Genomic DNA, 13,002 nt, shown 5'->3' with positions numbered 1-13,002 from the left:
TTACTCTCCCTCAACGCGCACAAGGTAGTTAACCTTGTGGATCATGCCGCGTACGGCAGGGGTGTCTTCCAGCTCAACCGTATGACCGATGCGACGCAAACCCAGGCCTTTCATAGTAGCCTTGTGCTTGGGCAAAACGCCGATGGTGCTGCGGATCTGGGTAACCTTGATCGTTGCTGCCATGGTGCCTTACCCCGTGATCGCTTCGACAGACAGACCGCGCTTAGCGGCCACGTCTTCCGGTGCTTGCATGGAGGAGAGACCTTTGACAGTCGCCCGTACCACGTTAACCGGGTTGGTGGAACCGTAGCACTTGGCCAGTACATCGTGAACGCCGGCCAGCTCTAATACAGAGCGCATGGCGCCACCAGCGATGATACCGGTACCTTCAGAGGCCGGCTGCATGTACACCTTGGAAGCACCGTGACGGGCTTTTACCGGGTACTGCAGTGTGTGGCCTGCAAGGTTAACCTTGACCATGTTGCGACGAGCTTGGTCCATCGCTTTCTGGATTGCGACCGGCACTTCACGCGCCTTGCCACGACCGAAACCGACACGACCTTTACCATCACCAACGACGGTCAGTGCGGTGAAGCCGAAAATACGACCACCTTTGACCACCTTGGCGACGCGGTTGACCTGCACTAACTTCTCTTGCAGATCGCCGCTTTGCTGTTCGTTCTTCGCCATCGTAAAACCCTTTAGAATTCCAGGCCGCCTTCACGAGCGGCGTCGGCCAGAGCCTTGACGCGACCGTGATACTTAAAGCCAGCACGGTCGAAGGCCACCTGGGTGATGCCTGCTTCTTTAGCGCGCTCAGCAATCAGAGCACCGACCTTAGAGGCCGCGTCTGTGTTGCCGGTCGCACCCTCGCGCAGTGCTTTGTCCAGCGTAGAAGCACTGGCTAGCACTTTGCCACCATCCGGCGAGATAATCTGCGCATAGATGTGACGCGGGGTACGGTTGACGCACAGGCGATACACGCCCAGCTCGCGGATCTTGGCGCGAGCGCGGCGGGCACGACGGAGACGAGATTCTTTCTTCGCGTTCATAACCCTGCCTTACTTCTTCTTGGCTTCTTTGCGACGCACCTGCTCGTCGGCGTACCGTACACCTTTGCCTTTATACGGCTCTGGCGGACGGAAGGCGCGGATTTCCGCGGCGCACTGACCGAGCATCTGCTTGTCCGCGCTTTTCAGCACGATCACGGTGTTTTTCGGCGTTTCCGCTGTAACACCCTTAGGCAGTTCGTAGTCGACCGGGTGCGAGAAGCCCAGTGAAAGATTGAGCGTCTGGCCCTTAGCTTGGGCACGATAACCGACGCCAACAATTTCGAGAGTTTTTGTGAAACCCTCGGATACGCCCGTTACCAGGTTCTGAACCAAGGCGCGGGTAGTACCGGCCATTGCCCAGCTCTTGGCAGACTCACTCGGGGCGAAGGTCAGCTGACCATCTTCTTGAGCGATCACCACGTCTTGGTGAACGGTCATAGATAGTGTGCCCTGGCCGCCTTTGGCGGTCAGCTGGTCGGCATTGATTTTAATCTCAACGCCGGCAGGCACTTTAACCGGATATTTCGCTATGCGGGACATTCCAGCCTCCTAGAATACGGTGCAGATGACTTCGCCACCGACGCCTGCTTGGCGCGCGGCACGATCGGTCATGACACCATTAGAGGTGGTGACAATCGCGATACCCAGACCATCGGCGACCTTAGGCAGGTTGTCCTTGCCTTTGTACTGGCGCAGAGACGGCTTGGAAACCCGCTGAATGTGCTCAATAACCGGCTTGCCCTCAAAGTACTTGAGAGTCACGGTGAGCTCGGGTTTAACGCCTTCAGCCACCGTAAAGTCAGTAATGTAGCCTTCTTCCTTTAGCACTCGGGCCACTTCAACTTTCAGCTTGGAGGACGGCATGGTAGCCGTCTCCTTGGTGGCCATCTGCGCATTGCGGATACGGGTAAACATATCCGCCAGAGTGTCTTGCATGCTCATTTAATGTGCGCTCCTGATGATTCTACGTAGCGTTACCAGCTGGACTTTTTCAGACCAGGGACGTCGCCACGCATGGCGGCTTCACGCAGCTTGTTACGGCCGAGACCGAACTTGTTGTAAAAACCGTGCGGACGGCCAGTCACGCGGCAGCGGTTACGCTGACGCACCGGGCTTGAGTCGCGCGGCAGTTGCTGCAGCTTCAGCGTCGCCTCGAAACGATCTTCTTCAGAAGCGTTCACGTCCGAGATGATTTTCTTGAGCTCTGCGCGCTTAGCCGCATACTTCTCGACTAGCTGAGTACGCTTGAGCTCACGCTCTACCATACTTTTCTTAGCCATGATCCAACCCTTATTTCTTGAACGGGAAGTTCAGTGCTGCAAGCAGCGCACGACCTTCCTCGTCGGTGTTGGCGGTAGTAGTGATAGTGACGTCCAGCCCCCGTACGCGATCGATTTTATCATACTCGATCTCTGGGAAGATGATCTGCTCACGCACACCCATAGAGTAATTGCCGCGACCGTCAAAAGACTTCGGATTGAGACCACGGAAGTCACGCACGCGAGGAATCGCAATGTTCACCAGACGGTCCAGGAAGTCCCACATACGCGCGGAGCGCAGTGTTACTTTAATACCGATCGGCCAACCTTCGCGCACCTTGAAGCCCGCGATGGACTTACGTGCTTTAGTTACTAGCGGCTTTTGACCAGAGAGCTTCTCCAGATCGCCGATAGCGTTGTCGATCAGTTTTTTATCACTGACCGCTTCGCCGATACCCATGTTCAGAGTCACTTTCGTGATCCGGGGTACCTGCATTACGTTGGCGTAGCTGAACTGCTCTTTGAGTTGAGCCACCACCTCGTTTTGATAACGTTCTTTCAAGTTCGCCATTTTGCTACCCGACTCGCGTTAGGCGTCGATCTGCGTCTGCGTCGACTTGTAGATACGTACCTTGGTACCGTCTTCCTTAACTTGGAAGCCGACGCGATCCGCCTTACCGGTCTCCGAATTGAAGATGGCTACGTTGGACGCGTGAATCGGAGCCTCACGCTCGACGATACCGCCCTGATTTCCCGCCATGGGATTGGGCTTGGTGTGACGTTTAATCATGTTCACACCGGACACCACGAAGCGGTTGTCTAACACCCGCTTAACGGTGCCGCGCTTGCCCTTATCCTTCCCGGCGATGACGATGACTTCATCGTCACGTTTGATCTTTTGCATATCCGCCTCGCTCCTTACAGCACTTCAGGCGCTAGGGAAATGATCTTCATGAACTTCTCATTACGAAGCTCACGAGTTACCGGCCCGAAGATACGCGTGCCGATCGGCTGTTCGTTGGTGTTGTTCAACAAAACTGCCGCATTTCCATCGAAACGGATCAGCGAACCGTCACTACGACGGACGCCACTACGGGTACGAACGACTACCGCTTTCAGCACTTGGCCTTTTTTGACCTTACCGCGCGGAATCGCTTCTTTCACCGTTACTTTAATGACGTCACCAACGCGGGCGTAACGACGGTGTGAACCGCCTAGCACCTTGATGCATTGCACCCGGCGCGCTCCGCTGTTGTCGGCGACATCCAGCATTGTCTGAGTCTGAATCATCGGTTTTCTCCAAACCTAATCTGACTGCACTGGTTGGACAGACGCAGGGGTTAACCTTTGGCCTGCTCGACCACCTCGACCAGCGTCCAGGCTTTCTTCTTGGAAAGCGGACGGCACTCCTGAATGGAAACCGTATCGCCTGCCTTTGCCTGGTTCGCCTCATCATGGGCGTGCAGCTTGGTGGAGCGCTTAACGTATTTTCCGTAGATCGGGTGACGCTCACGACGCTCGATCATAACGACGATGGACTTATCCATCTTGTCGCTGACCACCTTGCCGGTCAGCGTACGTGTTTTCTTCTCTTCGGCCATCTCAATCACCTGCCTTCTCGTTGAGCACAGTCTTAACGCGGGCGATATCCCGACGGACCTGCTTGAGCAGATGAGTCTGGCTCAGTTGGCCAGTGGCCTTCTGCATGCGCAGGTTAAACTGCTCGCGGAGGAGCTCGAGGAGCTGCTCTTTGAGCTCTCCTGCGGACTTTTCACGAATTTCCTGGGCTTTCATCACATCACCGTCCGTTTCGCAAAGGTGGTGGACAGGGGCATCTTCTGGGCGGCCAGTTCAAATGCTTCACGGGCCAGCTCTTCGGATACACCTTCAATTTCGTACAGGACCCGACCCGGCTGGATCTGGGCTACCCAGTACTCAACTGAACCTTTACCCTTACCCATACGAACTTCGAGCGGCTTCTTGGAGATCGGCTTGTCAGGGAATACGCGGATCCAAATCTTACCGCCACGTTTGACGTGACGTGTGATCGCACGACGGCCGGCTTCGATCTGACGCGCAGTGATGCGGCCACGACCGGTTGCTTTGAGACCGTACTCCCCGAAGCTGATCTTGCTTCCGCGATGCGCTAGGCCACGGTTGCGGCCTTTCATCATCTTGCGGAATTTCATACGCTTGGGCTGTAACATCGACTCGCTCTCCCCTTACCTGGAACCTTTCTTCTTGGGCGCGTTGCCGGCAGGCTGCTGTTGCTTAGCCTTGGCACGTACTTCCTCGATACCGCCGAGGATTTCGCCCTTGAAGATCCACACTTTGACGCCGATGACGCCGTAGGTGGTGTGAGCTTCGTAAGTGGCGTAGTCAATGTCCGCACGCAGAGTGTGCAGCGGAACGCGACCTTCGCGGTACCATTCGGTACGTGCGATTTCGGCACCACCCAGACGACCTGACAGCTGAATCTTGATGCCGCCAGCGCCAAGACGCATTGCGTTCTGTACCGCGCGCTTCATGGCACGACGGAACATCACGCGACGCTCAAGCTGACCGGCTACGTTAGCAGCGACCAGCTTGGCATCCAGCTCCGGCTTGCGAACTTCTTCGATGTTCACATGAACCGGTACGCCCATCATCTCGGTCAGATCACGACGCAGACGGTCGACATCTTCACCTTTTTTACCAATCACGATACCCGGACGGGCAGTGTGGATGGTGATGCGGGCATTGTTCGCCGGACGCTCGATGTGGATGCGGCTTACGGAAGCGTTTTTAAGACGCTCTTCCAGGAAGCTGCGCACTTCGAGATCGTTGTTGAGCTTATCGGCATAGGCGCCGCGCTCGGCATACCAGACAGAAGCATGGTCTTTGACGATGCCCAGTCGAATGCCTGTTGGATTGACTTTCTGACCCATCTGGTCGACTCCTACTTCTCGGCTACCTTGACGGTGATGTGGCAGGTGCGCTTCAAGATACGATCCGCACGGCCTTTGGCGCGCGGCTTGATACGCTTGAGCGTCATGCCCTCATCGACGCAGATGGTCGAGACACGCAGCTCGTCGATGTCCATGCCGTTGTTTTCTTCCGCATTCGCGATGGCGGACTGAAGCACTTTCTTGACCAGTTTGGCAGCCTTCTTCGGGGAGAAGGTCAGCAGGTCAAGAGCTTCGGCGACCGGTTTACCGCGCACCTGGTCAGCCACCAAACGGGCCTTCTGTGCGGATAAAGCAGCGCCACTCAGCTTAGCTGTGACTTCCATCTCTTAATCCTCTCTGGCTTACCGTTTGGCTTTCTTGTCCGCCGCATGCCCGCGATAAGTGCGAGTAGCAGCGAATTCGCCCAGCTTGTGACCAACCATTTCCTCGGAAACATGCACCGGGACGTGTTGGCGACCGTTATGGACAGCGATTGTGAGGCCTACCATGTTTGGCAGGATCATCGAACGACGCGACCAAGTCTTGATCGGTTTACGGTCGTTCTTCTCCACTGCAGCCTCTACCTTCTTCAAAAGATGAAGGTCAATGAAGGGACCTTTCTTTAGTGAACGTGGCACAGCCGTTACCTCTTAATGTCTTGGCAATTTAGATCAACGTGTCTTATTACGACGACGAACGATCAGCTTGTCGGTGCGCTTGTTCTTACGCGTCTTGTGACCCTTAGTCGGCACGCCCCATGGGGATACCGGGTGACGACCACCACTGGTGCGGCCTTCACCACCACCGTGCGGGTGATCCACCGGGTTCATCGCGACACCGCGAACAGTCGGACGCACACCTCTCCAGCGCTTCGCACCGGCCTTGCCAAGTTGACGCAGGCTGTGCTCGGAGTTGCTCACTTCACCCAAGGTTGCGCGGCATTCAGCCAAAACCTTGCGCATTTCGCCAGAGCGAAGACGCAGGGTGGCGTAATTACCTTCACGAGCAACCAGCTGAGCGCTAGTACCGGCACTGCGAGCAATCTGCGCGCCTTTACCCGGCTTCAGTTCGATACCGTGAACGGTAGAACCCAGCGGGATGTTACGCAGAGGCAAGGCATTGCCTTTCTTGATGGGCGCGTTAACACCAGATTCCAGCACGTCACCCGCGCTGACACCTTTCGGTGCAATGATGTAACGACGCTCGCCATCGGCATACTTCAGCAGCGCAATGTGCGCACTGCGGTTCGGGTCGTGCTCCAGACGCTCAACAGTGGCAGGAATGCCATCTTTGGTGCGTTTGAAGTCGATCAACCGATAGTGATGACGGTGACCACCGCCCACGTGGCGGGTGGTGATGCGACCGTAGTTGTTACGGCCACCGGACTTGGACTGTTTTTCCAAAAGCGGTGCATAAGCACGGCCCTTGTACAGCTCCTCACCAACGATCTTGACGACGTGGCGACGACCGGCGGATGTGGGTTTGGTCTTGACGATTGCCATTATCCGTACTCCTGCCCTTATTCGGCGCCAGAGAAGTCTTCGAGCGTTTCACCCGCAGCCAGGGTCACATACGCTTTGCGGTAACCCTTTCGCAGGCCAACGCCGTGAGCAGTACGCTTTGTTTTACCCTTAACGTTCAGCACCTGAACGCTGCCGACCTTCTTGCCGAACAGTGCTTCAACGGCTTTCTTGATCTCGGGCTTGGTAGCATCGCTTGCCACCTTGAAAACGTACTGGTTGCGCTCGGCTGCCATCGCGGCCTTTTCGGTCACGTGCGGTCCAAGCAGAACCTTGAATACGCGTTCCTGGTTCATGCCAGCTTCTCCTCGAATTTACGCAGGGCGGAGACGGTGACCAGGACCTTATCAAAGGCAACCAGGCTCACCGGATCAGCTGCAGCGACATCCACCACATCGACGTGGGGAAGGTTGCGTGCGGCCAGATAGAGCGTTTCGTCAACCTCTTCAGTGACGATCAACACTTTCTCAAGGTTGAGCTCTTTCAGCTTGGCAGCTACCTGCTTGGTCTTCGGCGCTTCTACGCTGAACTCTTCAATAGCGACTAAACGCTCTTGACGTACCAGCTCAGACAGGATGGAACGCATCGCCGCGCGGTACATTTTGCGGTTAACTTTCTGGCTGAAGTCCTGAGGACGCGCCGCGAAAGTAACCCCGCCACTGCGCCACAGCGGAGAGCGAATAGTACCGGCACGTGCACGACCGGTACCCTTCTGACGCCACGGCTTCTTACCACCACCACGTACGTCGGAACGGTTCTTTTGAGCGCGTGTACCCTGACGGCCACCAGCCAAGTAGGCGGTAACGACCTGGTGCACCAGCGCTTCGTTGAATTCTTTGCCAAAAGTGGCGTCGGCTACTTCAACGGTACCCGTGCCTGCAGCAAGATTCAGATTCATTGGTAATTATCCCCTTCAGCCAGCTTTCACGGCGCTGCGAACGATAACGTCGCTACCGGTAGCACCCGGTACTGCGCCTTTGATCAGCAGCAGGTTACGCTCGGCGTCGACACGGACGATCTCAAGGCTCTGCACGGTGCAACGGGTGTTACCCATTTGACCGGCCATTTTCTTGCCTTTGAATACGCGACCAGGTGTCTGACACATGCCGATAGAACCCGGCGCGCGATGCGACAGGGAGTTACCATGGCTGTTGTCTTGGGTACGGAAGTTCCAGCGCTTAACAGCACCCTGGAAGCCTTTACCCTTAGAGGTGCCGGTCACGTCGATCATTTGACCAGCTTCGAAGAGGGATACGGTGAGTTCGCCACCCACTTCAGGAGCTTCTTCGCCTTCTGCAAGACGGAATTCCATCAGTGAACGACCAGCCTCAACACCCGCCTTGGCAAACTGTCCAGCTTGCGCTTTGGTGAGGTGCTTGGCTTTACGAGAACCTGTAGTCACCTGAACCGCTGCGTAGCCGTCAGACTCAATGGTCTTAACGCGCGTTACACGGTTAGGATCAACTTCAATAACGGTCACGGGCACGGATGCGCCATCTTCGGTAAAGACACGGGTCATCCCGGCCTTTTTACCGACTAAACCGATAGTCATACTCAGTCTCCTATAGTGTACGGGGCTATCACCCGCTATGGCTGCCCTTTCCAGAGCATTCCACTAGCACATTGTGTGGCGCCTCACGGCGCGGCGGCTGCTGCTCACATATTAAAACGGTGAGCGCTGGGCCGCGAAGTGTCTAGTGTATTAGTCGAGCTTGATTTGCACGTCTACGCCAGCGGCGAGATCGAGCTTCATCAGCGCATCAACAGTTTTCTCGGTCGGCTCAACGATGTCGAGCACACGCTTATGAGTACGAATCTCATACTGATCACGCGCATCTTTGTTGACGTGCGGTGAAATCAGAATGGTATAGCGCTCGCGGTTGGTCGGCAGCGGAATCGGCCCACGAACCTGAGCACCAGTACGCTTAGCGGTTTCAACGATCTCCGCTGTGGACTGATCAATCAGGCGATGGTCGAACGCTTTCAACCGAATGCGAATCTTTTGGTTCTGCATTTGCCCTAAACTCCAATGGATGTCGACGGCGCGAGCCGTCTACCCACGCATTCAAAGGATGCGCATTATAGGCACGCCAAAAGCCCATGTCAAACATTTGCTATTGGTGCGCAGAAAAAGGGGCTCGCAAGAGCCCCTCTTGATCAATCATCAAGCAAGCTTACTTGACGATTTTTGCAACAACGCCAGCACCAACGGTACGACCACCTTCGCGGATTGCGAAGCGCAGACCTTCGTCCATAGCGATTGGAGCAATCAGGGTAACAACCATCTTAACGTTGTCGCCCGGCATTACCATTTCAACGCCTTCCGGCAGTTCACAAGTACCTGTTACGTCAGTGGTACGGAAGTAGAACTGGGGACGGTAGCCTTTGAAGAAAGGCGTGTGACGACCACCTTCTTCTTTGGACAGTACGTAGACTTCGGCTTCGAAGACAGTGTGCGGGTTGATGGTGCCCGGCTTCGCCAGTACCTGACCACGCTCAACGTCATCACGCTTAGTACCACGCAGCAGCGCACCAACGTTCTCACCTGCACGACCTTCGTCGAGCAGCTTACGGAACATTTCTACGCCAGTAACGGTGGTTTTGGTGGTGTCGCGGATACCCACGATTTCCACTTCTTCACCAGCTTTAACGATACCGCGCTCTACACGACCGGTAACAACGGTACCACGGCCAGAGATAGAGAATACGTCTTCGATCGGCATCAGGAACGGCTGGTCGATCGCACGCTCCGGCTCAGGGATGTAGTCATCCAGAGCTTTGATTAGGTTAGCTACCGCAGTAGTACCCATGCCGTTCTCGTCTTCACCGTTCAGCGCCATCAGCGCAGAACCAGTGATGATCGGCGTGTCGTCACCCGGGAAGTCGTACTCGGACAGAAGTTCACGAACTTCCATTTCGACCAGCTCGAGCAGCTCTTCGTCATCGACCATGTCCGCTTTGTTCAGGAACACAACGATGTACGGAACGCCAACCTGACGAGACAGCAGGATGTGCTCACGCGTCTGCGGCATGGGGCCGTCAGCGGCAGAACATACCAGGATCGCGCCGTCCATCTGGGCAGCACCGGTGATCATGTTCTTGACGTAGTCAGCGTGTCCCGGGCAGTCAACGTGTGCGTAGTGACGCACTTCAGACTGGTATTCAACGTGAGATGTCGCGATGGTGATACCACGCTCACGCTCTTCCGGAGCGTTATCGATGGTATCGAATTCACGCCAGTCGCCGCCGAAAACCTCAGCAGACACGCGGGTCAGGGCCGCTGTCAGAGTCGTTTTACCGTGGTCGACGTGACCGATGGTGCCGACGTTGACGTGCGGTTTGGAACGTTCAAATTTTTCCTTAGCCACTGCTATAACCTCTTTACGTTAGCTAACGGTTAACCGTTTTGGTTGATGACGGCTTCAACGACGCTGGAGGGCGCCTCCTCGTACTTCGCGAACTCCATAGAGTAGCTCGCACGGCCCTGGGTCTGTGAGCGCAGATCGGTTGCATAACCGAACATCTCACCCAGTGGCACCGTTGCACGAATGACTTTACCAGAGGAAGAGTCATCCATGCCCTGCACCAGGCCGCGACGACGGTTCAGGTCGCCCATGACGTCACCCATAAACTCTTCGGGGGTCACGACTTCGACCTTCATCACCGGCTCCAGCAGCACGGCCTTGGCCTTCCTGGCACCTTCTTTCACTGCCATAGAAGAAGCAATCTTGAACGCAGTCTCGTTAGAGTCCACGTCATGGTAGGAACCATCAAACAGCGTGACTTTGACGTCGATCATCGGGTAACCCGCGATGACACCATTTTGCAGCTGCTCGAAAGCACCTTTCTCAACCGCAGGTACGTATTCCTTCGGAACCACACCACCTACGATCTCAGAGTTGAACTTGAAGAAGATCTCTTCTTCGCCTTCACCCTTCTCTTCTGCAGTCAGCGGCTCGATACGCAGCCACACGTGACCGTACTGACCACGACCACCGGACTGACGTACGAATTTACCTTCCTGCTCGACGCTGCCACGAATCGTTTCACGGTAAGCAACCTGCGGCTTGCCGATGTTCGCTTCTACCTTGAACTCGCGACGCATACGGTCAACGATGATATCCAGGTGCAGCTCGCCCATACCCGAGATGATGGTCTGGCCGGTCTCTTCGTCGGTCTTCACCTGGAAGGAAGGATCTTCCTGGGCCAATTTACCCAGCGCAACACCCATTTTTTCCTGGTCAGCTTTCGACTTAGGCTCTACGGCAACAGAGATAACCGGATCCGGGAACTCCATGCGCTCAAGCACGATCTTGTGATCGATATCACACAGGGTATCACCTGTAGTGACGTCCTTCAGACCGATACAAGCAGCGATGTCGCCTGCGAGTACTTCTTTGATCTCTTCGCGAGAGTTGGCGTGCATCTGAACGATACGACCAACACGCTCTTTCTTCTGCTTAACGGAGTTATAAACACCATCACCAGATTTCAGAACGCCTGAGTAGACGCGAATGAAGGTCAGCGTACCAACGAAGGGGTCGGTGGCGATCTTGAACGCTAGTGCAGCGAACGGAGCGCTATCGTCTGCTTCACGAGTCGCGATGGTGCCGTCTTTGTCGTCCAGCTCACCTTCGATTGCTTTAACTTCTGTCGGCGAGGGCAGATACTCAACAACCGCATCCAGGACTGCTTGAACACCCTTATTCTTAAAGGCAGAACCACAGGTCACTAGAACGATTTCGCTAGCCAGTGTGCGCGCACGAAGGCCTGCTTTGATTTCTTCAATGGTCAGCTCCTCACCTTCGAGGTACTTATCCATCAATTCATCAGAGCCTTCAGCTGCGGCTTCGACCATTTGCTCGCGATATTTTTCGGCAGTCTCTTGTAGCTCAGCAGGAATATCGACAAGCTCATACGAAGTACCTAAGTCTGCCTCATTCCAGAGGATAGCCTTCATCTCGATCAGGTCGATAACGCCTTTAAAGTCTTCCTCTGTACCCCAGTTAATCTGGATTGGCACAGCGTTAGCACCTAAGCGCTCCTTTAACTGGTCAACAACCATGAAGAAGTCTGCACCGGTACGGTCCATCTTATTGACGAAGACCATACGCGGAACTTCATATTTATTGGCCTGGCGCCATACGGTTTCGGTCTGCGGCTGAACGCCGGAAGAACCGCACAGTACAACCACAGCACCATCAAGAACACGCAAAGAACGCTCAACTTCGACAGTGAAGTCAACGTGCCCAGGGGTGTCGATGATATTAATGCGGTGCTCATCAAACTGGTGATTCATACCTTTCCAGAAGGTAGTAACAGCAGCCGAGGTGATAGTAATACCACGCTCCTGCTCTTGCTCCATCCAGTCAGTAGTCGAAGCACCTTCATGGGTTTCGCCCAGCTTGTGGTTTACGCCAGTGTAAAACAAAACGCGTTCTGTCGTGGTTGTCTTACCTGCATCAACGTGGGCAACAATACCCAAGTTGCGATAGCGATTAAGCGGTGTTTTGCGTGCCACGGTGAAGCTCCCGTTAGTTGGCAATGCTCGTTAATTCAGCAGTGTTCATTTTGCGTATCCCACCGCCGCCACCCCAAAGGTAGCGGCAGTGTGTTGCAGCATGGCGAAAAAACTCTTTAGCGCAGCACAACCAGCAAAATCAAACACAAACTCAGAAACGCCGAGTTTAGAAACGATAGTGAGAGAAGGCCTTGTTGGCTTCTGCCATACGGTGCACATCTTCACGCTTCTTAACAGCCGAGCCTTTGCCTTCAGCGGCATCCAGCATTTCACCTGCCAGACGCTGTACCATCGTTTTTTCACCGCGACGACGCGCAGCGTCTACCAGCCAGCGCATAGCCAGCGCTTGGCGACGTGACGGACGAACTTCAACCGGCACCTGATAAGTAGCACCACCCACGCGGCGCGACTTTACTTCGACCATCGGCTGGATGGTTTCCAGCGCCTTGTCGAAGATTTCCAGCGGCTCTTCTTTACTACGCTCGGCAACCTTGTCCAACGCACCATAGACGATGCGCTCAGCTACGGACTTCTTGCCGCTGACCATCAGGTGGTTCATGAACTTCGCCAGACGCTCACTTCCGAACTTAGGATCCGGCAGGATTTCGCGTTTAGCTACAACTCTTCTTCTAGGCATGATAAGCCCTCAATTAAGGATCCTTCAGGTAAACCCGGAACTCATTGCGCCAATAGCGCCGCCCGACCTTACTCTTATCAGACCGT

At 55.1% G+C, this 13,002-nt stretch carries 23 protein-coding genes; all 23 read right to left on the bottom strand.

What is annotated here, in order from left to right:
• Complete coding sequence (rpmD, locus tag AC13CN_RS07235) at nucleotides 1-183, bottom strand: 50S ribosomal protein L30 (RefSeq protein WP_009723888.1); 183 nt, start codon at nucleotides 181-183, stop codon at nucleotides 1-3.
• A gap of 6 nt (nucleotides 184-189) precedes the next feature.
• Nucleotides 190-690, bottom strand: coding sequence for a 30S ribosomal protein S5 (rpsE, locus tag AC13CN_RS07230; protein ID WP_007111990.1), 501 nt, complete (start codon nucleotides 688-690; stop codon nucleotides 190-192).
• Between the two features lie 11 nt (nucleotides 691-701).
• Nucleotides 702-1,052 (bottom strand): 50S ribosomal protein L18, encoded by a 351-nt coding sequence (gene rplR / locus AC13CN_RS07225; RefSeq protein WP_044628825.1) that lies wholly within the window; start codon nucleotides 1,050-1,052, stop codon nucleotides 702-704.
• Between the two features lie 9 nt (nucleotides 1,053-1,061).
• A complete protein-coding gene (rplF, locus tag AC13CN_RS07220) occupies nucleotides 1,062-1,592 on the bottom strand; it encodes a 50S ribosomal protein L6 (protein WP_058579839.1) in 531 nt (176 codons plus the stop codon).
• 9 nt (nucleotides 1,593-1,601) lie between these two features.
• Nucleotides 1,602-1,994: a 30S ribosomal protein S8 gene (rpsH, locus tag AC13CN_RS07215; RefSeq protein WP_009723892.1), complete on the bottom strand. Its 393-nt coding sequence runs from the start codon at nucleotides 1,992-1,994 to the stop codon at nucleotides 1,602-1,604.
• Between the two features lie 32 nt (nucleotides 1,995-2,026).
• A complete protein-coding gene (gene rpsN, locus AC13CN_RS07210; RefSeq protein ID WP_044628827.1) occupies nucleotides 2,027-2,332 on the bottom strand; it encodes a 30S ribosomal protein S14 in 306 nt (101 codons plus the stop codon).
• A gap of 10 nt (nucleotides 2,333-2,342) precedes the next feature.
• Complete coding sequence (gene rplE / locus AC13CN_RS07205; RefSeq protein ID WP_054640904.1) at nucleotides 2,343-2,882, bottom strand: 50S ribosomal protein L5; 540 nt, start codon at nucleotides 2,880-2,882, stop codon at nucleotides 2,343-2,345.
• Between the two features lie 18 nt (nucleotides 2,883-2,900).
• Nucleotides 2,901-3,215, bottom strand: a complete 315-nt coding sequence (gene rplX, locus AC13CN_RS07200) for a 50S ribosomal protein L24 (RefSeq protein WP_054640903.1) — start codon at nucleotides 3,213-3,215, stop codon at nucleotides 2,901-2,903.
• Nucleotides 3,216-3,229: 14 nt separating this feature from the next.
• Nucleotides 3,230-3,601, bottom strand: coding sequence for a 50S ribosomal protein L14 (rplN, locus tag AC13CN_RS07195; protein ID WP_009723896.1), 372 nt, complete (start codon nucleotides 3,599-3,601; stop codon nucleotides 3,230-3,232).
• Nucleotides 3,602-3,651: 50 nt separating this feature from the next.
• Entirely contained in the window at nucleotides 3,652-3,912 is a 261-nt protein-coding gene (gene rpsQ, locus AC13CN_RS07190; protein ID WP_009723897.1) for a 30S ribosomal protein S17, read from the bottom strand.
• A gap of 1 nt (nucleotide 3,913) precedes the next feature.
• Nucleotides 3,914-4,105 (bottom strand): 50S ribosomal protein L29, encoded by a 192-nt coding sequence (gene rpmC / locus AC13CN_RS07185; RefSeq protein ID WP_027337514.1) that lies wholly within the window; start codon nucleotides 4,103-4,105, stop codon nucleotides 3,914-3,916.
• Entirely contained in the window at nucleotides 4,105-4,518 is a 414-nt protein-coding gene (gene rplP / locus AC13CN_RS07180; protein ID WP_007112000.1) for a 50S ribosomal protein L16, read from the bottom strand. The genes rpmC and rplP overlap by 1 nt, the downstream gene beginning before the upstream one ends.
• A gap of 15 nt (nucleotides 4,519-4,533) precedes the next feature.
• On the bottom strand, nucleotides 4,534-5,238 hold the full coding sequence (gene rpsC / locus AC13CN_RS07175; protein ID WP_018917731.1) for a 30S ribosomal protein S3: 705 nt from the start codon (nucleotides 5,236-5,238) through the stop codon (nucleotides 4,534-4,536).
• Nucleotides 5,239-5,249: 11 nt separating this feature from the next.
• Nucleotides 5,250-5,582 (bottom strand): 50S ribosomal protein L22, encoded by a 333-nt coding sequence (rplV, locus tag AC13CN_RS07170; RefSeq protein WP_044628831.1) that lies wholly within the window; start codon nucleotides 5,580-5,582, stop codon nucleotides 5,250-5,252.
• Nucleotides 5,583-5,600: 18 nt separating this feature from the next.
• Nucleotides 5,601-5,876 (bottom strand): 30S ribosomal protein S19, encoded by a 276-nt coding sequence (gene rpsS, locus AC13CN_RS07165; RefSeq protein ID WP_009098993.1) that lies wholly within the window; start codon nucleotides 5,874-5,876, stop codon nucleotides 5,601-5,603.
• A 33-nt stretch (nucleotides 5,877-5,909) separates the two neighbouring features.
• Nucleotides 5,910-6,740, bottom strand: coding sequence for a 50S ribosomal protein L2 (gene rplB, locus AC13CN_RS07160; protein ID WP_044628832.1), 831 nt, complete (start codon nucleotides 6,738-6,740; stop codon nucleotides 5,910-5,912).
• Between the two features lie 17 nt (nucleotides 6,741-6,757).
• Nucleotides 6,758-7,054, bottom strand: a complete 297-nt coding sequence (gene rplW, locus AC13CN_RS07155) for a 50S ribosomal protein L23 (protein ID WP_009723902.1) — start codon at nucleotides 7,052-7,054, stop codon at nucleotides 6,758-6,760.
• Nucleotides 7,051-7,656 (bottom strand): 50S ribosomal protein L4, encoded by a 606-nt coding sequence (gene rplD / locus AC13CN_RS07150; protein ID WP_062363019.1) that lies wholly within the window; start codon nucleotides 7,654-7,656, stop codon nucleotides 7,051-7,053. Before rplD ends, rplW begins: the two co-directional genes overlap by 4 nt.
• 15 nt (nucleotides 7,657-7,671) lie before the next feature.
• Complete coding sequence (rplC, locus tag AC13CN_RS07145) at nucleotides 7,672-8,310, bottom strand: 50S ribosomal protein L3 (protein ID WP_044628835.1); 639 nt, start codon at nucleotides 8,308-8,310, stop codon at nucleotides 7,672-7,674.
• 150 nt (nucleotides 8,311-8,460) lie between these two features.
• Nucleotides 8,461-8,772, bottom strand: a complete 312-nt coding sequence (gene rpsJ / locus AC13CN_RS07140; protein WP_009098983.1) for a 30S ribosomal protein S10 — start codon at nucleotides 8,770-8,772, stop codon at nucleotides 8,461-8,463.
• Nucleotides 8,773-8,932: 160 nt separating this feature from the next.
• Nucleotides 8,933-10,126 carry an elongation factor Tu gene (gene tuf / locus AC13CN_RS07135; RefSeq protein ID WP_044628837.1) on the bottom strand — a complete coding sequence of 398 codons (1,194 nt, stop codon included), beginning with the start codon at nucleotides 10,124-10,126 and terminating at the stop codon, nucleotides 8,933-8,935.
• Nucleotides 10,127-10,155: 29 nt separating this feature from the next.
• On the bottom strand, nucleotides 10,156-12,279 hold the full coding sequence (fusA, locus tag AC13CN_RS07130; RefSeq protein ID WP_062362755.1) for an elongation factor G: 2,124 nt from the start codon (nucleotides 12,277-12,279) through the stop codon (nucleotides 10,156-10,158).
• Nucleotides 12,280-12,445: 166 nt separating this feature from the next.
• Complete coding sequence (gene rpsG, locus AC13CN_RS07125) at nucleotides 12,446-12,916, bottom strand: 30S ribosomal protein S7 (RefSeq protein ID WP_016915771.1); 471 nt, start codon at nucleotides 12,914-12,916, stop codon at nucleotides 12,446-12,448.
• Between the last annotated feature and the right edge of the window lie 86 nt (nucleotides 12,917-13,002).

Source organism: Vreelandella sp. L-25 (genome assembly GCF_056857535.1).
Note: the sequence above shows the minus strand (reverse complement) of the source record. Positions and strands in the feature narration are given on the sequence as shown.